This window comes from Azospirillum palustre (assembly GCF_002573965.1).
GTDB lineage: Bacteria > Pseudomonadota > Alphaproteobacteria > Azospirillales > Azospirillaceae > Azospirillum > Azospirillum palustre.
The window spans coordinates 439,097-460,954 of record NZ_PDKW01000043.1; the positions used below are offsets into that span (position 1 = coordinate 439,097).

Annotated in this window: 18 protein-coding genes; 11 read left to right on the forward strand and 7 right to left on the reverse strand. The window is 69.0% G+C overall.

What is annotated here, in order from left to right:
• Positions 1-75 precede the first annotated feature (75 nt).
• Positions 76-720: a ParA family partition ATPase gene (gene parA, locus CRT60_RS24405; RefSeq protein WP_098739158.1), complete on the forward strand. Its 645-nt coding sequence runs from the start codon at positions 76-78 to the stop codon at positions 718-720.
• Positions 721-766: 46 nt separating this feature from the next.
• On the opposite strand, the gene bfr (CRT60_RS24410) is transcribed toward parA, so the two are convergent.
• A complete protein-coding gene (gene bfr / locus CRT60_RS24410) occupies positions 767-1,246 on the reverse strand; it encodes a bacterioferritin (protein WP_098739159.1) in 480 nt (159 codons plus the stop codon).
• Positions 1,247-1,260: 14 nt separating this feature from the next.
• Positions 1,261-1,743: a bacterioferritin gene (gene bfr / locus CRT60_RS24415; protein ID WP_098739160.1), complete on the reverse strand. Its 483-nt coding sequence runs from the start codon at positions 1,741-1,743 to the stop codon at positions 1,261-1,263.
• Between the two features lie 388 nt (positions 1,744-2,131).
• On the opposite strand from bfr (CRT60_RS24415), the gene tyrS reads away from it, so the two are divergent.
• Entirely contained in the window at positions 2,132-3,400 is a 1,269-nt protein-coding gene (gene tyrS / locus CRT60_RS24420; protein ID WP_098739161.1) for a tyrosine--tRNA ligase, read from the forward strand.
• Between the two features lie 51 nt (positions 3,401-3,451).
• Here the strand turns inward: tyrS and CRT60_RS24425 are convergent, their stop codons facing one another.
• On the reverse strand, positions 3,452-7,168 hold the full coding sequence (locus tag CRT60_RS24425) for a DUF3971 domain-containing protein (protein WP_098739162.1): 3,717 nt from the start codon (positions 7,166-7,168) through the stop codon (positions 3,452-3,454).
• Between the two features lie 99 nt (positions 7,169-7,267).
• Here CRT60_RS24425 and CRT60_RS24430 point away from each other — a divergent pair, with 99 nt between their 5' ends.
• From CRT60_RS24430 to CRT60_RS24445, 4 genes are all read left to right on the forward strand, one after another.
• Positions 7,268-10,297 (forward strand): bifunctional [glutamine synthetase] adenylyltransferase/[glutamine synthetase]-adenylyl-L-tyrosine phosphorylase, encoded by a 3,030-nt coding sequence (locus CRT60_RS24430; RefSeq protein ID WP_098739163.1) that lies wholly within the window; start codon positions 7,268-7,270, stop codon positions 10,295-10,297.
• Positions 10,298-10,341: 44 nt separating this feature from the next.
• Positions 10,342-10,806, forward strand: coding sequence for a thioredoxin-dependent thiol peroxidase (gene bcp, locus CRT60_RS24435; RefSeq protein ID WP_098739164.1), 465 nt, complete (start codon positions 10,342-10,344; stop codon positions 10,804-10,806).
• 216 nt (positions 10,807-11,022) lie between these two features.
• The gene (locus CRT60_RS24440; RefSeq protein WP_098739165.1) at positions 11,023-11,886 is read left to right on the forward strand and encodes a phytanoyl-CoA dioxygenase family protein; all 864 of its coding nucleotides are present in this window, start codon (positions 11,023-11,025) and stop codon (positions 11,884-11,886) included.
• Between the two features lie 42 nt (positions 11,887-11,928).
• Positions 11,929-13,038 carry an anhydro-N-acetylmuramic acid kinase gene (locus CRT60_RS24445; protein ID WP_098739166.1) on the forward strand — a complete coding sequence of 370 codons (1,110 nt, stop codon included), beginning with the start codon at positions 11,929-11,931 and terminating at the stop codon, positions 13,036-13,038.
• Here the strand turns inward: CRT60_RS24445 and CRT60_RS24450 are convergent.
• Together CRT60_RS24450 and aat are read right to left on the reverse strand one after the other, a co-directional pair.
• Complete coding sequence (locus CRT60_RS24450; RefSeq protein ID WP_098739167.1) at positions 12,936-14,510, reverse strand: hypothetical protein; 1,575 nt, start codon at positions 14,508-14,510, stop codon at positions 12,936-12,938. The two genes, CRT60_RS24445 and CRT60_RS24450, sit on opposite strands and share 103 nt — an antisense overlap.
• A gap of 134 nt (positions 14,511-14,644) precedes the next feature.
• Positions 14,645-15,298 (reverse strand): leucyl/phenylalanyl-tRNA--protein transferase, encoded by a 654-nt coding sequence (gene aat, locus CRT60_RS24455; protein ID WP_098741004.1) that lies wholly within the window; start codon positions 15,296-15,298, stop codon positions 14,645-14,647.
• A 150-nt stretch (positions 15,299-15,448) separates the two neighbouring features.
• Here aat and CRT60_RS24460 point away from each other — a divergent pair, with 150 nt between their 5' ends.
• Positions 15,449-16,195, forward strand: a complete 747-nt coding sequence (locus CRT60_RS24460; protein ID WP_098739168.1) for a ribonuclease T2 family protein — start codon at positions 15,449-15,451, stop codon at positions 16,193-16,195.
• Positions 16,196-16,198: 3 nt separating this feature from the next.
• Here CRT60_RS24460 and CRT60_RS24465 read toward each other — a convergent pair whose 3' ends face one another.
• Together CRT60_RS24465 and CRT60_RS24470 are read right to left on the reverse strand one after the other, a co-directional pair.
• Positions 16,199-17,122, reverse strand: a complete 924-nt coding sequence (locus tag CRT60_RS24465; protein ID WP_244592728.1) for an NAD(P)H-hydrate dehydratase — start codon at positions 17,120-17,122, stop codon at positions 16,199-16,201.
• Between the two features lie 53 nt (positions 17,123-17,175).
• On the reverse strand, positions 17,176-17,940 hold the full coding sequence (locus CRT60_RS24470) for a histidine phosphatase family protein (protein WP_098739169.1): 765 nt from the start codon (positions 17,938-17,940) through the stop codon (positions 17,176-17,178).
• Positions 17,941-18,135: 195 nt separating this feature from the next.
• Here CRT60_RS24470 and CRT60_RS24475 point away from each other — a divergent pair, with 195 nt between their 5' ends.
• The 4 genes from CRT60_RS24475 (at position 18,136) to CRT60_RS24490 (ending at position 21,817) form a co-directional block, all read left to right on the forward strand.
• Entirely contained in the window at positions 18,136-19,242 is a 1,107-nt protein-coding gene (locus CRT60_RS24475) for an alkene reductase (protein ID WP_098739170.1), read from the forward strand.
• A gap of 254 nt (positions 19,243-19,496) precedes the next feature.
• A complete protein-coding gene (locus CRT60_RS37585) occupies positions 19,497-20,063 on the forward strand; it encodes a cold-shock protein (protein WP_098739171.1) in 567 nt (188 codons plus the stop codon).
• Between the two features lie 417 nt (positions 20,064-20,480).
• Positions 20,481-21,113, forward strand: a complete 633-nt coding sequence (locus CRT60_RS24485; RefSeq protein ID WP_098739172.1) for a YgjV family protein — start codon at positions 20,481-20,483, stop codon at positions 21,111-21,113.
• A complete protein-coding gene (locus CRT60_RS24490) occupies positions 21,110-21,817 on the forward strand; it encodes a Crp/Fnr family transcriptional regulator (protein ID WP_244592729.1) in 708 nt (235 codons plus the stop codon). The genes CRT60_RS24485 and CRT60_RS24490 overlap by 4 nt, the downstream gene beginning before the upstream one ends.
• The last annotated feature ends 41 nt before the right edge of the window (positions 21,818-21,858 follow it).

Genomic DNA, 21,858 nt, shown 5'->3' on the forward strand with positions numbered 1-21,858 from the left:
GCGGTTGCACCGGTGCCATGCCCAAGGTTATGAGGGGGGTGCGCAATCAACCAACACAACATGATGGGTGCGGGCATGACGGGCAAGGTCTTCACCGTGGCGCAGCAGAAAGGCGGCGCCGGCAAGACCACGCTGGCGGCCCATCTCGCCATCGCCTGGGCGCAGCTTGGATACAAGGTCGCCACCGTGGACATCGACCCGCAGGGCAGCCTGACCCGCTGGCATGCCGTGCGGTCGGAGGCCACCGGCGGCCAGCCGGGCTTCACCCATGTGCAGATCACCGGCTGGCGCACCCAGGCCGAGGTGGAGAAGCTGGCGCGCTCCCACGACATCGTGGTGATCGACAGCCCGCCCCATGCCCAGACCGAAGCGCGTATCGCCGTCCGTGCCGCCACGCTGGTGGTGGCGCCGGTACAGCCGAGCCCGATGGATTTGTGGGCGGTGCATCCGACCGTCGATCTGGCGGCTCAGGAGAAGCGCCGGCTGCTGCTGGTTCTGAACCGGGTGCCGCCCCGCGCCCGCATCGCCGACGAACTGGTCGGCAAGGTGCATGAGCTGGTGGCGCCGCCGGCGGTGGAACTGGCGACGGCGCAGGTCGGCAACCGCACCGCCTATGCCGGCACGCTGATGACCGGGCTTTCGGTGACGGAGGCCGCACGCAAGACCCAGGCGGCGGCCGAAATGCAGGCTCTGGCGGAAGAGATTTTGCAGCGGGCTTGAAAAGAGGCGGGGAGGGGACGCTCGAAGTCCCCTCTCCCGATCTCGATCAGTCCTTGAACTCGCCCATCGCCGACTGGATGTAGTTGGGCAGACCGATGTCGTCGATCAGGCTCAACTGGGTTTCCAGATAGTCGATGCGCTCTTCCGACTCTTCCAGCAGTTCGGACAGCTCGTCGCGCGACACGTAATCGGCCTTCTCCTCGCACACGGCGATGGCGTGGGCGATGCGGTCGCGGGCCTCGCGCTCGGCTCCGAGGTCGCTGGAGATAATCTCCGCCACGTCCTCGCCGATATGGAGCTTGCCCAGGTCCTGGAGGTTGGGGATCGCCTCGATGAACAGGATGCGTTCGATGATCTCGTCCGCGCTCTTCATCACTTCGATGGAGGCGTGATATTCCCACTTGCCCAGAGCCTTCACGCCCCAGTTCTTCAACATGCGGGCGTGCAGGAAATACTGGTTGATCTGCGTCAGCTGGTCCTTCAGGACGATCTGAAGCTGGGCGATGACGTCGCTGTTGCCCTTCATGAACCGTCCTCCGTTCAGGTGGGGAAGCCGCCCATGGCCGACTGCAGGTAATTCTGCAGGCCGAGCATGTCGATCAGGCCAAGCTGCTGTTCCAGCCAGTGGGCATGGTCTTCTTCGGTGTCGACCAGCAGTTCCAGCAGGATGCGGCGGGTGTCGTAATCCTTCACCTGCTCGCAATAGGCGATTGCCTCCTTGAGCGCGGCCACCACCTCATATTCGAGGTTCAGGTCGTTGCGCATCATCTCCGGCACGGTCTTGCCGATGTGAATCGGGTCGCGGCTGGCGACGTCGGCCGTGCCTTCCAGGAACAGGATGCGGCGGATCAGCTTGTCGGCATGCTCCAGCTCCTCCACCCGCTCGTGCGAGATGCGCTCGCTCAGCGCCTTGAGGCCCATGTCCTCCATGCTGCGGGCATGGGACAGATACTGGTCGGCCGCGCTCAGCTCACCGGTGAGCAGCTTGTTCAAACGGTCCAGGACCCCTTGATCGCCTTGCATGATGCGATACTCCGAAATAGACGATTTGTCGCACCTTGGCACAGCCGAAGGATTCGCACAATAAAAATCTCCCTTTGAAACAAAGATGTAGTTGATACTCACTATCAATTGGGGTGAGTCGACCTGCCCAAAATACAGACAGGGCCGGACTCCTGCTTTGCGAATCAATGTCAATTGCGATTGGCGAGGATTTCCGCGACATTCCCGGCCTGCGCTTAGGGTTTTGACTTACGGCGGTGCAGCGATGCTTGGGCGGGAGAACGGGCCGGCCCGCCTGCCGGCTCCAGCCGCGGCAAACGGGGCCGCCGCATTGAGGCAAGGGCCGTTCCGTGCTAACAGACCGCGGGATTTCTCCGCCCTTCATTCCAACGACAGCCGGATTGCGGCCATGACGACGACCACCCCCTCGGCTCCCGCCTCGGAGTTCCTGCGCACCCTTCAGGAGCGCGGGTTCATCCACCAGTGCACCGACTTCGCCACGCTGGACGAGCGTGCGACGAAGGGGCCGATCGTCGCCTATATCGGCTTCGACTGCACCGCCGACAGCCTGCATGTCGGCAGCCTGCTGCCGATCATGATGCTGCGCTGGCTGCAGAAGACCGGCCACAAGCCGATCGTCCTGATGGGCGGCGGCACCACCAAGATCGGCGACCCGTCGGGCAAGGACGAGGCGCGCCAGCTGCTGACCGACGAGGTCATCGCCGACAACATGGCGGGCATCAAGCGCATCTTCGGCCGTTACCTGACCTTCGGGGACGGTCCGACCGACGCGGTGATGGCGAACAACGCCGACTGGCTGGACGAGCTGAAATACATCCCGCTGCTGCGCGACATCGGCCGGCATTTCACCATCAACCGGATGATGAGCTTCGAGTCGGTCAAGCTGCGGCTGGACCGCGAGCAGCCGCTGACCTTCCTGGAATTCAACTACATGATTCTCCAGGCCTACGATTTCGTGGAGCTGAAGCGCCGCCATGGCTGCACCTTACAGATGGGCGGGTCGGACCAGTGGGGCAACATCGTCAACGGCGTCGAACTCGGCCGCCGCACCGACGGCGCCGACCTGTTCGGCCTGACGACGCCGCTGCTGACCACCTCGTCGGGCGCCAAGATGGGCAAGACGGCGGCCGGTGCGGTCTGGTTGACCGCCGATAAGCTCAGCAGCTACGATTTCTGGCAGTACTGGCGCAACACCGAGGACGCCGACGTCGGCCGCTTCCTGCGCCTCTACACCGAACTGCCGCTGGACGAGGTCGCCCGGCTGGAGAGCCTGCAGGGCGCGGAGATCAACGAGGCCAAGAAGATCCTCGCCAACGAGGTGACCAAGCTCGCCCATGGCGAGGAGGCCGCGCTGGAGGCTGCCGAGACCGCGCGCCGCGCCTTCGAGGAAGGGGCCGCGGCCGAGGGGCTGCCCAGCATCGAGGTCGCCCGTGCCGATCTGGAGGCCGGCCTGCCGGTGGTGGATTTGCTGGTGGCGGCCGGTCTGGCCGCGTCGAAGGGCGAGGCGCGCCGCCTGATCAAGGGCGGCGGGGCCAAGCTGAACGACGGGCCGATCGCCGACGAGACGGTGAAGGCGACCGCGGCGGACCTGAACGCCGACGGCGTGGTGAAGCTCAGCGCCGGCAAGAAGCGCCATGCGCTGGTGAAGGTGGGCTGACGGCTTTGCAGGGGAGGAGCGCCGGCAGGCGATTGCCGGCGCTCCTTTCCGTCAGCGTGTGTGCGCCTCCGGCGGCGGTCTGGTGTCCGGCGTCGGCGTGCCGTCGCCGCCCAGGAAGAACAGGTTGCGCAGGAAGCCCGGCGCAAGCACCGCCAGCGGGTTGACCGACACGTCCGGGTCGGACAGCGGTCCCTGGACATGCCAGGTGGCGGAGAAGATGCCCTGGCCCTCGCCGCCGCTCAGCACGTCGCCCAGCAGCGGGATCTGGCCGATCAGGCGGTTCAGGCCATAGACCGGGACGATGGTGCCCTGGAGGTTGGCGGTTTCCGTCTCCAGGTCGATCTGGCCCTCAAGCGTCAGGCCCAGTGCCGAGCCGGAGGTGCGCAGGTCCTTCAGGGTCAGGAGACGGCCCTCCTTGCGGAAATCCGCCGACATGCGGCCGAAAGCGACGCCCTTGCCGCCGCCCAGCAGCTCGGCGAAGCCGGACGGCGAGATGGCGTTCAGGATGCGCGCCAGGGCCGGCACGTCGATCAGGGTGTAGTCGCGGATTTCCGCCTTGCCGACGATGGCGGCATCGGCCCGCGCTTCCGCCGACCGGCCGGTCAGGGTCAGCCGCCCGCCGCGCATGCGGTCGTTCAGATCCATCGCCTGCAGGGCCGATCCCAGATCCTCGGCATTGATCGCGAGGTCGTAGACACCCTGCGGACCCGGCCGCCATTTCAGCGACACGCCGCCGCCTTCGCTGCGGCCGGTGAGGTCCAGCAGGGTCCAGGCGCTGGCGTCCCGTTTCATCGATCCCGCGACCTGCCGTAGCCGCCGGCCATCGCCGAACACCACCGAGTCGAACTTGATGGCAATGTCCAGCGGGGTCTTGCGGCCGTCGTCGGCGGGTGACGGCGGCTTCTTGGGCGGTGGCGTGACCGCGCCCTCGCCGGACGGCGTCTTGCCGGTCAGGCCGCGGGCGTCCAGGCTGGTGCCGGTGATGGTCCCGGCATAGCCTCCAGCTGGCCCGCCGGGCTTCAGCGGGGGCAGCACGGTCAGGTCGGCGCGCAGGTCGGTCTGGCCCAGCTTGAAGCTGGGGGTCTGCACCCGCGCCACCCGCTTGCCGCCGTCGGCCAGTTCCAGGTTGGTGACGGACTTCAGCCCGCCGGCATCGACGGTCAGGTTGCTGATGCGGGCCGGGCGGTCCTTGTCGAACTCCAGCGTCAGCTTGCCGGTGCCGGGCTTGCCGGGCGGCTTGGCCCAGCCGAGTTCCTCGATGGACAGCCGGGTCTTCTCCAGGTTCAGGGCGCCGGTCAGCAGCAGCTTGTGCTTGCGGTCCACCGTGAACAGGATGTCGGCGCCGAAGGAGCCCTGCACCCGGTCTTCCAGATCGATGCCGTGGGCGCGCAGATCGTCGGCGGTGGCGTCGCCCTTCACCGCGATGCGGGTGCGCGGGCCCTTGGCCGTGCTGTCGAAGGATTCGTTCCAGTCGATGCTGACCGGGATGCCGTCCAGTTTGGTGGTGCCCTTGATCTGCATCGCCTTCAGGTCGAGCGCCAGCGACAGCTCGCCGTCGGTGGCGTTCATCCCGGCCGCCACCTTCTCCACTCCCACCTTGCGCAGCTTGCCCGTCACGTCGAGGTCGAGCTGCTCCACCTTCAGGTCGGCCAGCAGCGGGAAGGCGAAATGCAGCTTCGCCTCGGCCATGCCCTGGGTGCGTGCCGGGTCCATCTCCAGCTTGGTGGGATAGCCCAGCGGCGGCATGTCGATCAGGGTCAGGATCGAGCGGACCGGTCCCTGCACCGGCAGGCGGATGTCCATCGTCTCCTTGCCGATGTCCAGCCCGCCGATCACCACCTTGCCGTCGCCGACCTCGATGTCGCCCGATTTCGCATCGGCGATCCGGCCGCCCTTGGTCAGGACGGTGAAGGTCTTGCCGTCGGTCGTCGCCTCCACGCTGGCGCCGGTGACCGGCGTCAGGTTATGGAAATAGCGGACGCTGATGTCCTCGCCGGCGATGGTGGCGAGGAAGCGCGTTTGTTCGGGCGGTCCGGATCCATCGAGCGGCACGGACAGCGCCGCCTCCGCCCGCGCCTGCGTCACCGTTCCGTGCGACAGGTTGCGGGTCACCCACTCGCGCGCATTGGGGCCGGCAATCTTCGGCCAATAGCGGCGAAGTTCGTCCAGCGCCACGCCGCTGGCGGTCGCCTGCGTATCCACCGCCATGCGGTTGCCCTCGCGCCGGGCGGTGGCGGTGGCCTCCACCCGCGGCTGCGGCCCGCCGGCCTCGCCCAGCACGGCCTCGAACCCGTCCAGCTCGATGCGGTCGCGGTCGCCATGCAGGCGCAGCCGGGCCCTGTCCACCGGCACCGGCCCTTCGAACAGGTCGGGCCGCAGCAGCCGGCCGCGGTCGGTTGTGATGTCGGCCTTGCCGGCGGTCGGCTGGAACGACGGATCGAAGGCCACCTCCACCGCGCCCGACAGCGGCAGGTCCGCTGCCTTCAGCGGCGCCAGCACCAGGGCGAGATCGGCGAAAGCGGCGGGGACGAAGCCGGTCAGCCGCGCGGTTGCCCGGCCGTCCTTGTCCACACCCTGCTGTCCCGACAGCTCCAGCCCGGCGGTGCGCCCACCGGCGGTCAGCGACAGGCGGGCCTGGAGGTCGCGGCCGCGGTCGGTTTCGGCCAGCTGGCCTTGCGCGCTCAGCGCCAGCGGTTCGCCGCCGTCCGGCGATCCTGCCTTCAGCGACAAATCCTCGACCCGCAAGCGTCGGCCCGGAACGTCCAGCTTGCCGCGCAAGGCGAAGCTCTGCACGTCGACCGGTTCCGGCCGCAGTGCGGGCAGGGCGACGATGCCGGCGCCACCGCGCAGGTTCAGGTCGACCGTCAGGGGCTCGAAGCGGCGGTCGAGCCGCGTTGTGACCGTGCCGGACACCGGCAGCTTCACCGCCGACAGCGGCGCCAGGGCCGGTCCGAACTCCGCCAACGCCGCCGGCTCCAGCCCATCGACCGACATGGTCAGGTCGCTGGTGGTGTCGGCGATGTTGTAGCGGCCGGCGGCGGAGACGGTCACGGCGCGCTGGGGGATCGTTCCGCCGGCATTGCCGAGGTCGAGCGTCACGCGGGCACGGCCCTGGGCGCCTTCGGCGTCACGGGTCAGGACCATGTCGGCGCGGGTGGCGTGCCAGGCCAGATCGAGCATGCGGTTCTCGACCCGCAGGTCGGCTCCCGTCACCGACAGCCGGCGCAGCAGCCCCAGCGGCCGGTCGATGTCGGGTGGCTGGCGCAGGCTTTCCAGAGCCTCGTCGATCAAATCGGGGCCACCGTCGTCGGCCTTGCGCGTGGACTGGGCATCCGACCGCACGTCGAAGGCGAGGCTGCCATCGGCCCGGCGCAGCACGGACAGGCGTGGCCGGACCAGATCGAGGCGCGTCGGCGACAGGGTGCCGCGGAACAGCGCCGGAATGGAGAAGCCGATGCCCATTTCCGGCACCGCGGCCAGCTCCGTCCCGTCGGCATTCAGCGCCTGCACCCGCCGGGCGCGCAGGTCGAGACGGCGGCCGCTGGTCTCAAGCCCGTCCTCTTCCTCCAGCGACAGCACCAGTTCACCGATGTCGACCTGGAACCGGCCGTCGCGGTCGCTCAGCGCCCGTTCGACATAGGGGATCAGCGGGTCGAGCGCGACCGGCCCCTGCGCCAGGCGCCAGGCGAACAGCCCGCCGGCCGCCAGCGCCACGGCGCCGATCCCGGTCAGCGTCAGGCCGAGAATCTTCGCGGTACGCCGGATCATCGGGCACCGTGAGGAAGAGACGGAGAATCGGCCCGATTGACCTTCCCGCCAGAGACGTGCAGCTTTCTGCACATGTTTTGAGCAGGAAAGACCGCCGTCATGCCGAGTTCCATCGCGTTCTCAAGCCCCTTGCCGAAGCCCTTCGACAGCGCGCAGGCGGCGCTGGGAATGGAGCGCTGGCGCCAGCAGGCCGCCGCGGCGGAGCCGGAGACCCGCGCCTGGGCGGAAGCCTTCGCCGATTCGGAGACCGGCCGGGCGCTGATCGGGGCGGTGTGCGGCAACAGCCCGTATTTGGGCCACAGCCTGACGCGGGAGTTGCCCTTCGTCGCCCGTACAATGCAGGACGGCTTCGACGACACCTTCGCCGCGCTGATCGCCTCCCTCCATGCCGGGCATGGCGAGGAGACCTCGATGGACCGGCTGATGGCCGGCCTGCGGGTGGCGAAGCGGCGGGCGGCGCTGCTGATCGCGCTGGCCGACATCGCCGGAGCGTGGCCGCTGTTCCGCGTCACCGGCGCCCTGTCGGAGCTGGCGGAGACGGGGGTCCAGCTGGCCGCGAATTTCCTGCTGCGCCGCGCCGGAGAGGCGGGGACGCTGACGCTGCCGGATCCGCAGCGACCGTGGGTCGGTTCGGGCCTGATCGTTTTGGGCATGGGTAAGCTTGGCGGGCGCGAACTCAACTATTCCAGCGACATCGACCTGATCGTCCTGTACGACGACGCTGTTGTGCAGACGCCCCAGCCGGACAACCTCGCGCGAACCTTCATCAGGCTCGCACGCGATCTTGTCCGCATTATGGATGAACGGACCAAGGACGGCTACGTCTTCCGCACCGACCTTCGGCTTAGGCCGGACCCCGGCGCGACGCCGCTGGCGGTTTCGGTCTCCGCGGCCGAAATTTATTACGGCAGCGTCGGCCAGAACTGGGAACGCGCGGCGATGATCAAGGCCCGTCCCATCGCCGGCGATCCCGAGGCCGGGGCGTCCTTCCTCCGCTTCCTGGAGCCCTTCGTCTGGCGCCGCAACCTGGATTTCGCCGCCATCCAGGACATCCATTCGATCAAGCGCCAGATCAACGCCCACAAGGGCCACCGCGAGGTGACGGTCAACGGCCACGACATCAAGGTCGGCCGCGGCGGCATCCGCGAGATCGAATTCTTCGCCCAGACCCAGCAGCTGATCTTCGGCGGGCGCGACCCGCGTGTGCGCATCGCCCCGACCCTGATGGCGAACGAGGCGCTGCGCGATGTCGGCCGCGTGCCGTCGCAGACGGTGGAGGATCTTGCCGGGGCCTATCATTTCCTGCGCCGTGTCGAACATCGCATCCAGATGATCGACGACCAGCAGACCCACCGTATTCCCGCCGACGATGCCGGGGTGGCGCATCTGGCCACCTTCCTCGGCTATGACGACCCCGCCGCCTTCCGGGCGGAACTGCTGGCGACGCTGGGGCAGGTGGAGGACCGTTATGCCGAGCTGTTCGAGGAGGCGCCGTCGCTCTCCGGTCCCGGCAATCTGGTCTTCACCGGCACCGACCCCGATCCGGGCACGGTGGAGACGCTGACGGGCATGGGCTTCGCCGACCCGGCCCGCGTCATCAGCGTGGTGTCGGCCTGGCATCGCGGCCGCTACCGTGCCACCCGGTCCGGCCGGGCGCGGGAGCTGCTGACGGAGTTGACGCCGGCCCTGCTGAGCGCGCTGACCAAGACCCCGGCCCCCGATTCGGCGCTGATGAACTTCGACGATTTCCTCGGCAAGCTGCCGGCTGGTGTCGGGCTGTTCTCGCTGTTCGTCGCCAATCCCTGGCTCCTGGAGCTGGTGGCGGAGATCATGGGCATCGCGCCGCAGATGGCGCAGACGCTGTCGCGCAACCCGTCGCTGCTCGACGCCGTGCTGTCGCCGGACTTCTTCGACCCGCTGCCGGGCAAGGAGGACGGGCTGGCCGACGACCATGCCCGCGTGATGGCGGCGGCCCGCGATTTCGAGGACGCGCTGACCCTGTCGCGGCGCTGGACCAACGACCAGCGCTTCCGCGCCGGGGTGCATATCCTGCGCGGCATCACCGACGGCGACCGCTGCGGCGCCTTCCTGGCCGATCTGGCCGACATCGTCGTCCCCGACCTTGCCCGCCGGGTCGAGGAGGAGTTCGCCCAGCGCCACGGCCATATTCCCGGCGGCGCCTGGGTGGTGGTGGCGATGGGCAAGCTGGGCAGCCGGCAGCTGACCATCACGTCCGACATCGACCTGATCGTCATCTACGACGTGGCGCCGGGCCAAGGGGGCGGTGGTGGTCCCCGCCTGTCGGATGGCGCCAAGCCGCTGTCGCCCAACGAGTATTACATCAAGCTGACCCAGCGGTTGACCAACGCCATCACTGCACCGATGGGCGACGGGCGGCTTTACGAGGTCGACATGCGGCTGCGCCCGTCGGGCAATGCCGGGCCGCTCGCCACCTCGCTGGACGCCTTCCTCAAATATCAGGCGACCGATGCCTGGACCTGGGAGCATATGGCCCTGACCCGCGCCAGGGTGATCGGCGGCGATGCGGAGCTGGCCCGGCGGGTGTCGGCGGCGATCCGCTCGGTGCTGACGGCGCCGCGCGACGCCGACCGGCTGCTGTGGGACGTGGCCGACATGCGGCGGCGGATCGAGAAGGAGTTCGGGACGACCAATGTCTGGAACGTCAAATACGCCCGCGGCGGCCTGATCGACATCGAGTTCATCGCCCAGTACCTGCAACTGCGCCATGGTCACGAGCGGCCGGACATCCTGCACATCGGCACCGCCAAGGCACTGGGCTGCGCCGCCCGGACGGGCGCGCTGGCACCGGATGTGGCGGAGGATCTGGAGACGACGCTGCGGCTGTGGCGACGGGTGCAGGGCTTCCTGCGGCTGACCACCGCCGGGGTGCTCGACCCCAACCAGGTGTCGCCCAGCCTGCTGGCCGGGCTGGTCCGCGCCGCCTTTCCTGACGACTTTCAGGGCGAGCGTGAGCGTGGCGCTGTTGACTTCCCCGAACTGGACCACAGAATCCGTGCCGTCGCCGCCCGCGCCCATGGTCACTTCAAGACCCTGGTCGAGGAACCGGCGAGCCGTCTGGCCCCACCCGCCACCACGCCTCCGGCCTGAGACCTCGTTTCCCGGCCGGCAAGAAGAAGGATAGTCAAGCAGCCATGACCGTAGACGTCGGATCGCCCGCCCCGGATTTCACCATGCCGACCGACGGCGGGGGCAGCGTCACGCTGTCGGCCCTACGCGGCAAGCCGGTGATTCTGTATTTCTACCCGAAGGACGACACGTCGGGCTGCACTTCGGAAGCCTGCGGCTTCCGTGACCAGCTGCCCGATTTTTCCGCCGTCGATGCGGTGGTGATCGGCGTGTCCAAGGACAGCGTCGCCAGCCACGACAAGTTCAAGGCGAAGCACGAGCTGACCTTCACGCTGGCGTCGGACACCGATGGCGCCGTCTGCGAGGCCTATGGCACCTGGGTCGAGAAGAGCATGTATGGCCGCAAGTACATGGGCATCGACCGCGCCACCTTCCTGATCGACAAGGACGGCGCGGTGCGCAACGTCTGGCGCAAGGTGAAGGTCACCGGCCATGTCGCGGCGGTTCTGAAGGCCGTGCAGGCGCTCTAACCGTAAGCGGGAGGGCGGGGCGCCTTTTTCTCCCGGTGTGGACCGTAGGGGAAGACGCTCCGCCGGCCCGGCTATTCCTCCGGCGTGTGGGCGTACGCCACAAGGGTATTTTTAGAATCGCCCCAAACCTGCCTACACTTCGTGCATTCCGGCACCAGAGGCCGCGCAACCCACCGCGGTTTTGGTCCTTCGGCTGCCCCCAGGGATGCACATGCCATGAACGTTGCGAACATTGCCCGGCGCCTCGTCGCCGGAGAGCTTCACTATGCGCTGGGCCGGTTCGAGTCGGTCCGGCGTGGGTACAGCGCCCTGCGCCGCCTGTCTCCCCGGTCGCGCCAGCGGGCGCCGGCCGGCCCGCCCATCGCACTGCCTCCGCTGCCGGCCACCCTGTTCGCTGGCCAGACGGTGGAGCGCGCGCTGGGCGATCTGCGCCGCGACTCGATCGCGTTCGGTTTCGACCTGCCCTGGTCGATGGTCGAGGAGATGGTGGAGTTCGCCACCCACTCCCCCCTGCAGCGGCGGCTGCGCGACGACCGCATGTTCTATCGCCACGACGTCCGCAAGGGCCGGCTGGAGGATGGGTCGCCCGCGGTGATGGGCATCGTCCCCGATCCGCTGGACTGCCCGGCGGTGCGCCGGGTCTGCCGCGATCCGCTGCTGATGGAGTGTGCCGGCAAGTTCCTCGGCTTCCCCGCCACCAAGATCATCCCGCGCCTGTTCTGGAGCTTCGTCACCGACGCCACCGACGACGAGCGCCGCCAGCTGGGCCAGACCATCGACTGGCATTTCGACGTCCACGATTTCCATTTCTGCTCGGCGCAGTTCTACCTGACCGATGTCGGGCCGGGCGCCGGAGAGCATGCGCTGGTCCGCGGCAGCCATCACGGCAAGTCGCTGCGCATGCTGATGGGCTCCGCCAACGTCCGCGACGAGCAGCTGTTCACCCACTTCGACCGCGACCGCATCCTTGTGGTGGAGGGGCCGGCCGGCACCGGCTTCCTGGAGGACACCTCCTGCTATCACCGGGCCACCCCGCCGGCCAGCCGCGAGCGGCTGATGCTGCAGCTCTGGCTCAGCTGAGTTAGAGTGCCCCGCATCGCCACAGGGGATGCGGAGCGGACGATGGAAGCGAAGGAGGGGCTGCGCACGGTCGTCGGCCTGATGAGCGGCACGTCGATGGATGGCATCGACGCCGCTCTGCTGCGCACCGATGGCCGCGACCGGGTGGAGGCGCTGGACTTCCTGACCATCCCCTATGATGACGGCTTCCGGACCCGGCTGCGCGGCTGTCTCGGCAAAAGCGATGTCAGCGGCGGGCCGGTGGCGGAGGTCGAGCGCGACCTGACCGACGCTCATGCCGACGCGGTGCGCCGCCTGCTCGACAAGGCGGGCGTCGCCGCGGCGGAGGTCGAGCTGATCGGCTTCCACGGCCACACCATCCACCATGAGCCCGACCGGCGCCTGACCTGCCAGATCGGCGACGGCGCCCGTCTGGCCGCGGCGACCGGCATCGCCGTGGTCAACGATTTGCGCAGCGCCGACGTCGCCGCGGGCGGGCAGGGCGCGCCGCTGGTTCCGCTGTTCCACCGGGCGCTGGCCCATGGGCTGCCGCGGCCGCTCGCCGTCCTCAACATCGGCGGCGTTGCCAATGTCAGCTGGATCGGTCCGGAACCGGTGGGCGGGGAGGCGGAGGTCGTCGCCTGCGATACCGGGCCGGGCAATGCCCTGATCGATGACTGGATGCTGCGCCATGGGCTTGGCCGTTTCGATGCCGGCGGCGCGCTGGCGGCGGCGGGACGGGTGGACGACGCGGCGCTGGCGGCGTTGATGGCCCATCCCTATTTTGGCCGCCCGGCACCCAAGTCGCTCGACCGTGACGCCTTCGACCCGGCGCCGGTGGCGGGATTGTCGCCGCAGGACGGTGCGGCCACCCTGACCGCCTTCACCGCCGCATCGGTCGCCTCCGTAGTGCCCCATTTGCCGGCGTCGCCGGTGCACTGGCTGGTCTGCGGCGGCGGGCGCCACAACGCCACGCTGATGGCGATGCTGGCCGACCGGCTGGGCGTGCCCGTCTTGCCAGCCGACACCGTCGGCTGGGACGGCGACGCGCTTGAGGCGCAGGCCTTCGGCTATCTCGCCGTGCGCAGCAGGCTGGGGCTGCCGCTCAGCCTGCCGGCGACCACCGGGGTGCCGGTGCCCATGCCCGGCGGCGTGTTCCACCCGGTCGGCTGACCAGAGCCGATGCGCCCCGTCTGGCTGGCGGGCAGGGGATCGCGGCTGCGGGCCGTCGCCAGCAGAACCAGGGCTGCGAAGGGCACGAGCCAGATCACGCGGTTCTGATAGCGGTCATGGACGGCCGACAGCCCGCCGGTGACGCCGGCGTTCAGCGTCAGCCCCAGCCCTATTACCAGAATCAGCATCCGCACCCGCCCGTCGACCCGCCGCCAGCGCCCCAGCCCCAGCGCGGCCAGCCCCAGCACGCCGAGCGACAGCGACAGATCCTGGACCAGCGCCAGCCCGTCGCGGGGAAAGCGCTGCTGCGTTTGCAGCGACCGGTCGAAAGCGGCATAGACCGGTGCCGGGAAACGGCTGAACAGGCGGCGGGTCAGCGGCTTGACCGGGTCGTCGAGGGTATCGTCGGGCTGGACCTCGACGAACTGGCCGGCGGCATTCGCCAGCCCATGCGTGGCGACCGCGGCCGGGCGGCTGGCGATGGTGTTGTGGGCGATCTCCGCCGCCTCAGCCACGAAGCGGGGCTGGTCGCCGAAGCGGCGGCGGGCACCGTCGGGATGCCAGAGGAAATAGTCGGAGGTGACGTAGCCGGGCGCACTGCGGGCCAGCGTATCGAGGCTGTTGCACAGCAGGTAATCGCGGTTGCGGCAGGCCTCGGCCAGATAGTCGCGCGCCGGACCGTCGCCGATCAGCCGGGCGAGCAGGAAGACGGGCGAGCTTTCGGACAGCACCGGCCGGCCGGCGGTCAGCAGGTTGGAGCCGGTCAGCAGCCCGACCGCCAGCACCATCGGCAGCAGCACCCCCCAGCCCAGCGACCGCAGCATCGCGCGATCCTGCCACAGCGCCCAGAGTGCGAGCAGGACGATCATCCCGCCCAGGATCGCCAGATGGCTGAGATGGGAGACGATCATGCCGGTGAGCGCCGCAACGGTCAGCAGCCGCCGAGCGGCGGTCAGGGCCGGCCATCGGACGACGACGACATAGACCAGCAGGATCACCAGCCCGGTCAGGAAGTCCGGCATGATCGTCGCGGCGTGCAGAGACAGGCTGGTGGTCAGCCCCAGCACCGCGGCAATGCCGAGGAACAGTCCCGGCCGGTCCGGCACTGCCGCCGCGGTCAGGGCCGCGCGCAGGACCGCCGCCGCCAGGATGCCCTGGGCCAGCGGGATCAGCCAGACGCCCCAGCCGCCGGCGAAGGGCAGCAGGAACAGCATGTAGCCGAAGGGCCGCAGGAAGAAGATGTTGGACGATGGAAGGCCGTGCGGCGACAGGTCCGGCGGCGGCGTCCAGGCGGGCTGGGCCGCCCGGTGCAGGATGTTGAAGGCCGGCTCCAGATAGCCCGGCGTGTCGTCGAAGGTCAGCGGAAAGCCGTTCAGCACCAGCAGCGGTGCGCCGATCAGCACGCCTGCCAGGATGATCGTCAGGCCGGCGATCAGGGCAGGTGAAATCCGGGATGCGTTCCAGAAGCGCATGGGCGCCTTCCAGCCATGGCGGTGGATGCGCGGAGGATGGCTGCCGCCGTTGTGGCGCACAACGGATCGGGCGTGGTAGGGCGGGGCTGTGTGACGGCGCTTCCGGGCATAACCCCCGGCAGCGGGATACCCGTTCAGCCGGGGGACGTTGCTGCCGACTCCAGCAGTTCGGCCAGCGCCGCCTGCTGGTCGACGCCGCGGAAGTCGGTCTTGCGCTCCATCGCCGCGGCAAGGCGGCGGCGGTACTCGTTGCGCGGGATCTCGACGGCGCCGAACCGGCTGAGATGCTCGGTCACGAACTGGGTGTCGAGCAGGGCGAAGCCGGCGGCGCGCAGCCGGGCGACCAGATGGACCAGTGCCACCTTGCTGGCCCCGGTCTCGCGGCTGAACATGCTCTCGCCGAAATAGGCGCCGCCGATCGCCACCCCGTACAGCCCGCCGACCAGCCGGCCGTCGCGCCAGCATTCCACGCTGTGGGCGAAGCCGGCGTCGAACAGATCGCCATAGAGCCGGACGATGTCGTCGTTGATCCAGGTCTTCGGCCGCTCGTCCGTCGCTTCGGCGCAACCCTCGATCACCGCGCGGAAGGCGCTGTCGAAGCGCAGGTCGAACGGACAGCGCCGCAGCGTCTTGCGCAGGCTGCGCGCGACATGGAAGCCGTCCAGCGGCAGGATGCCGCGGCGTTCCGGATCGAACCAGTGAAGCTCCCGCGATTCGGCGCTTTCGGCCATCGGGAAGATGCCGGCGGCATAGGCGCGCAGCAGAATCGGGGCGGACAGGGTGAACATGCCGGTCACTATACCCTCTGCTGGGACGGAACGCGCAAACGTTCGGCGAAGTGAGATTTGGCCGGGTGATGCCGGTGTCGAGACCCCGCGACAGAAACATCCTTCCATGGTATGCAACGCAAGGAAGCATAGCCCTGGGGGAAGACCGTCATGCGAAGCGCCGCCGCCGCCATCCTGTCCGTTCTGGTTGCCGGACTGTTCGCCGCAAGCCCCTCCTGGGCGCAGAGGCGGGCGGAGCCGGGGGCCTTCGATTACTACATCCTGTCGCTGTCCTGGACGCCGACCTACTGCGCCCGTGACAAGAATGGTCCCGATCCCGACCAGTGCGGCGACCGGAAATACGGCTTCGTCGTCCATGGCCTGTGGCCGCAGTACAATGACGGCAGCTATCCCGCCACCTGCACCCGCGACCGCAACCTGCCCAAGGCGGTGGTGGACCAGACCATGCCGGTGATGCCAAGCGTCGGCCTGATGATGCATGAATGGCGCAAGCACGGGACCTGCTCCGGCCTGACCGCGACCGACTATTTCGCCAAGCTGCGCGCCGCCGCGGCCAAGGTGGCGATCCCCGAGACGATCAAGGCGCCCGGCCCGACCGTGCCGGCGACCCAGGTGGAGCGGCTGTTCCTCGACGCCAATCCCGGCCTGACTGCGGAAGGGGTGGCGGTCGTCTGCTCCCGCCGAGACGTGTCGGAGGTGCGGGTCTGCCTGAACAAGGAATTGGGCTTCGTCGCCTGCGGCCAGAAGGTGGTCGACCGCTGCCGTGATCGCGATGCGGCCTTGTCGGCCGATGTGGCGCCGTCGCAGCCGCGCCGCAGTATGACACCCCCGGCCACCCCGGCCCTGCCGCCGGCTCCAGCACCGGCCCCTGCCAGCGTCGGCGCCCCGGTTCGGTAAGGCTCAGCGGCCGTCCGGGTCGCTCGCCAGCGCCGCCATCACCGCCGGGATTTCCGCCAGCAGTTCGCGGGCGAGGAAGCCCAGCGGGCCGATGCGGCGGGTCAGGCGGTTGCCGGCCTCGCCATGCAGGTAGACGCCCCAGATTGCGGCCTGCTCCGGGCTGGCGCCGCGGGCCAGCAGGCCGGTGACGATCCCGGCCAGGGTATCGCCGGACCCGGAGGTCGCCAGCCCCACCGTGCCGCCGCGGTAGGCCCAGGCGCGGCCGTCGGGGGCGACGATGCGGGTGCAGCTTCCCTTCAGCGCCACCACCGCCTTCAGCCGGTCCGCCGCCTGCCTCGCGCAGCCGAGCGGATCGGCATCCACCCGGTCACGGGAACAGCCGAGCAGCCCGGCCATCTCGCCGGCATGGGGGGTGATCACCACGCGGCCCTCGTGACGGTGCAGAGCCGCCGCGTTCCGGCGCAGCCCGGCCAGCGCCCCGGCATCCAGTACGAAGCGCGGCCCGTTCTCGCCCGCCTCAAGCCGGGTCAGCAGTTCCGCGGTCAGGTCGGCGACCGCCGCCTCGTTCATCATGCCCGGACCGATCAGCACCGTGTCGCAGCGCGAGGCCCGCTCGGACAGTGCCCCGGCCGAGTCGGGGGCGATTTCGCCGTCGGCGGTCTCGGGCAGCCCGGCGACCAGCGCTTCCGGCAGGGCAAGGCCCAGATGGGGCGCGATGCTGGCTGCGGTGGCGATCTGCAACTTGCCGGCCCCCGCCCGCAGCACGCCGATCCCGGCGAGCAGGGCGCCGCCCGGAACCGGAACGCTGCCGGCCACCACCAGCACCCGCCCGCGGGTTTCCTTGTCGCCGTGACCGTCCGGCTGGGGCAGGGGCATGCCACGCAGAAGCTCGGCGGTGACGGGGATCTCCTCGGTTGAGGCGTCCAATCGCTCCTCCTCGGCAGGTGGCAGGTGGCAGGTGGCAGGTGGTGGAAGGCGGCCTAGCGGGCGGCGATGGCGGCGTCCGGCTCGGCGGTGACCGGGGCGCCGGCCTCCTCCAGCGGGGCGACGAAGTTGTAGCGGTGCAGCAGCAGTCCGCCGCGAGGGCCCGCCTGAGCGTCGAATCGGTATTCGGTGACGGAACAGTTGGCGACGTCGCCGGCCGCGTCGATGGCCAGGATCTCCTCCTCCGTCAGGTTCTCCAGCAGATAGCGCAGGCACAGCACCACCACCTGATGCCCGACGATCAGCACCCGCCGGCCGCCGTGATGCAGGCTGACGGTGTCGAGCGCGCTGCGCAGCCGCAGGATCACGTCGCACCAGCTCTCGCCCCCCGGCGGCCGGTGATAGAATTTCCCGAGCAGGCGGCGGAATTCCGCCTGCTCGGGGAATTCCTGGCGGATGCCGGCGGTGGTCAGCCGGTCGAGCACGCCGAACTCCTTCTCGCGCAGCCGCTCGTCGACGACGAAGTCGTTGGGGTGGACCGGCAGCCCGCCCGACTGGTGCAGCCGTTCCGCCGTGCGCATCGCCCGCCGGTAGGGGGAGGTCAGAACCACGTCCGGCCGCTCCACCGCCGGCATGGCGGCGAACCAGTGGCCGAGCGCGTCGGACTGCCGCTCGCCCAGCGGGCTGAGCGGAACGTCCACGTCGCGCTCGGCGATGTCGATCCGGCTGAGTCCGGCGGCGTGCGCGGCGTCGCGGGCGACGTTCCCGGCGCTTTCGCCGTGACGGACGATCCAGAGGCGGTCGGGCCAGGGATGCTGCATCGGCGGTCCCGTTTCCTGTTGAGGGAATCTGCCGGGAATAACCGCCGGGGAGCCCGAAAGGTCCCGCCGCGGTGCCTGACCCGGTATGGCAGCCATGCCGCCCTTCCGGTTGCTGCGGTGCAGCGAAGCCTTGCCGGAGGCCGATGGCGCGCCACACTTTCCTGTCCAGTTTCCAATCAGCAGAATGGATCGGACATGACGGACAGCCAGGACGCGGCCCCCCTGTTCCAGCCGGTGACGATCGGGCGCTACACCCTGCCCAACCGCATCGCCATGGCGCCGCTGACCCGCAGCCGCACCGACAACGCCACCGGCGTGCCGACCGCGATGAACGCCGAATATTACGCCCAGCGCGCCACTGCCGGCCTGATCGTCGCGGAGGCGACCCAGATCTCGCCGCAGGGCAAGGGCTATGCTTACACCCCCGGCATCCACAGCGCCGAACAGGTGGCGGGCTGGACGCTGGTGACCGACGCCGTCCATGCCAAGGGCGGACACATCTGCCTGCAACTCTGGCATGTCGGTCGCATCTCCCACCCCGACCTGCAGCCGGGCGGTGCCCTGCCGGTGGCACCGTCGGCGGTCAAGCCGGAGATGAAGGCCTTCACCGTCGACGGCTTCAAGGACATCCCGACCCCGCGGGCGCTCGATGTGTCGGAACTGCCGGGGATCGTCGAGGATTACCGCCGCGCCACCCGCAATGCGCTGGCCGCCGGTTTCGACATGGTGGAGGTGCATGCCGCCAACGGCTATCTGATCGACCAGTTCCTGCGCGATGGCACCAACAAGCGCACCGACGCCTATGGCGGTTCCGTCGAGAATCGCGCCCGCTTCCTGTTCGAGGTGCTGGACGCCGTGGTGGCGGAGGCCGGGGCCGACCGCGTCGGCATCCGCCTGTCGCCGCTGAGCCCGGCCAACGACGCCCAGGAAAGCGACCCCGTCGGCACCTTCAGCCCGGTGATCCGCCGCCTGAACGGCTACGGTCTGGCCTATCTGCACATGATCGAGGGCGTGACCCGCGGCCCGCATCCCGGATTCGGCGGCGATCTCGCCGAACTGCGCGGGCTCTACACCGGCTGCTACATGGCCAACAACGTCTATGACCGCGCCATGGCGATCCAGGCGACGTCGAACGGTCATGCCGACATGATCGCCTTCGGCCGGCCCTTCATCTCCAACCCCGATTTGGTGGAGCGGCTGCGCATCGACGCCCCGCTGGCCGAACCGGACCAGAAGACCTTCTACGGCGGCGACAGCCACGGCTACACCGATTATCCCGCGCTCGCCCAGCCGGCCGGCTGATACCGCGGCGCACGGGGGGCGTGCATAAACCTTCCGAGTCGCTCTGCCGGTCGCGGTACGGGAGTGCCGGAGATGGGGGCGGAGCGGCACTTCGGTGCCGCTTTCGCCCGGCCGGCGAGCCGGCGGGTGGGGAAGCGTAAGCCTGGGGTGAGGCAATTAACGGCGATTCGGTCATCTTTCCTTTGGAAGGCTTGACCTGGGATCGGATACCTGTGACAACAGATTTTCGGCACACTCTATGAGCTTGAAGACACATGTTCGACCGCCCGCCCCGCCAGGGCTTCCGCGCTCCCGAGATCACCAAGTCCAACGTCACCGCCACCGTGAAGTGGTTCAACCCCACCAAGGGGTTCGGCTTCGTGTCGCCTGAGGACGGTTCGCCCGATGCCTTCCTGCACGTCTCTGCGGTTCAGGCCGCCGGCTACGACGCGCTGGACGAAGGCACCACCATCACCTGCGACCTGGCCCGTGGGCCGAAGGGTCCGCAGGTTGCCTCCATCCACACGGTCGATACGTCGACCGCTCAGCGTTCGGCCCGTCCGCGGACGACCGGTGGCTTCGACCGTGGCGGTTATGACCGCGGCGGCTACGATGCCGGCGGCAGCACCGGTGGCGAAGAAGTCGACGGCACCGTGAAGTGGTTCAATGCCGATAAGGGCTTTGGCTTCATCACGCCCAGCACCGGTGGCAAGGACGTCTTCGTCCACGTCAACGTGCTGCGCCGTTCGGGCATGCAGACCCTCCAGGAAGGCGATCAGGTGCGCGTCACCGTTCGCCAGGGCCAGAAGGGTCCGGAAGCGGGCAAGGTCGAGTACCTGTAAGGCTCCGGAATATCCGGGCCTCGGCCGTACGGCGTTCGTCCTCTCCGGACGCATGCCGCCTCGGCCGGCTCCGCTTGGCTGAAAAGCCTGACGAGGCCCCGAGCCGCTTTGGCTCCGGGCTTCCCGGTGAGAGTCCGGACTTTCAGCGCACGGTGCCTCCCTTTTTGGGGCGCGCCGTGCGTTCCTGTCTTTTATTCTGCTGCTTTTGCGGTCCTGGCTCGTGAGTGATCCGGCCGTGGCTCCAGTTCGGCCCGGCTGTTCGTTGCGTGTGTCTTCTCCGCTCCTTTCTGTTTCCTCCCGCCTGTTTTTTTGGCGCCGCCCTCCGGGGCGGCCGGCGCTGGTGAATCAGCCGGCTTGTCCAGGCTGGCTTGCCGGCCTCTCTTCTGCCGCCCCAAGCTGTCGAAGGCGCGATTCGGCATGAACGAGCTGCTGACCTCCCTGCTCCCAGCCGCAGAGGGCGGCGGATGGTCCCTGGCGCAGCTGGTGGGTTTTTGCGGCACGCTCGGCGGCATGCTCTGGCCCTTTTTCCGCAGCCGTACCGGCATGCTGCTGGTGCAATTGGTGCCCTGCCTGTGTTTTTCCCTGCATTTCGCCATGGTGGGCTCTCCGACGGCAGCGGCGCTGAACGGGCTTGCGGCGCTTCAGGTGGCGGCGGCGCTGGCGATCGGCGGCCGGTCGGCCTTCCGCATTGCCTATCTGCTGATTCTGCCGGTGATCGCCGCGGTGATGGCGTTCACCTGGTCCGGCCTGCCCTCCGCCTTCGCCGCGGCGGGAATGGCGCTGATCAGCCTCGCCCGGTATCAAACACAGGTTGCGCGCTTCCGCGGCACCATGCTGGTGGCTTTGCCCTGTTGGTTCGTGCACAACAGTCTGGTGGGATCGGTGCCGGGGATGATCTCGGACGTCACCGGCATCGTCGTCAATAGCTGGATGCTGCTGCGCGGCACCGGATTGGCGGCCTCATCGATACCAATGGCGACACCGATGGCGACACCGATGCCCCCACCAACACCAATTCCGTCGGCAAGCGGGGAGGGGAAGCTGCCATGACCGTGAACCATTCGAACCTGTCGGCGGAAGACACCGCGGCACTGCGCGCGATCCCGCTGTTCGCCAAGCTGACCGACCGTGCGGTGTCGCTTCTTGGCGGCGTCGCCATCGTGCGGCCGGTGTCGCGCGGCACCACCCTGTTCCTGCAGGACGAGACGGCCGACCGCTTCTTCGTCCTGCTCGACGGCTGGGTGAAGCTGTATCGCCTGACCCGCGACGGGACGGAGGCGGTGGTGCATGTCATCGGCCCGGCGGAAAGCTTCGCCGAGGCCGCCATGTTCGCCGACGGCAAATTCCCGGTCTGTGCGGAGGCGGTGACCGACGCCCGCGTCATGACCCTGACCGCCGACGGATTCGCCCGCTGCCTGCGCGAGGACGACCGCATCGCCTTCGGCATGCTGGGCTCGCTGTCGGTCCGGCTGCGCCATCTGGTGACGCAGATCGAACAACTCCAGGTTCAGCCGGCGCCGCAGCGTGTCGCCGCCTTCCTGATGCGTGTCTGTCCGCCGGGCGACGGGCCGGCACAGTTCCAGCTTCCCTTCGACAAGGCGTTGATCGCGCGCCGCCTGGGCATGCAGCCGGAAACCCTGTCGCGGGCGCTGGCCAAGCTGCGGGCCGTGGGGGTGGACACCCAGGGCCTGACCGTCAACGTTGCCGAGCGTGCCGCCCTGCGCGCCATGGCGGAGGCCGGCGAGGAGGAGTGACGGGAACGCGGTACCGGCGGCTGTGACAGCATCGGCTCCGC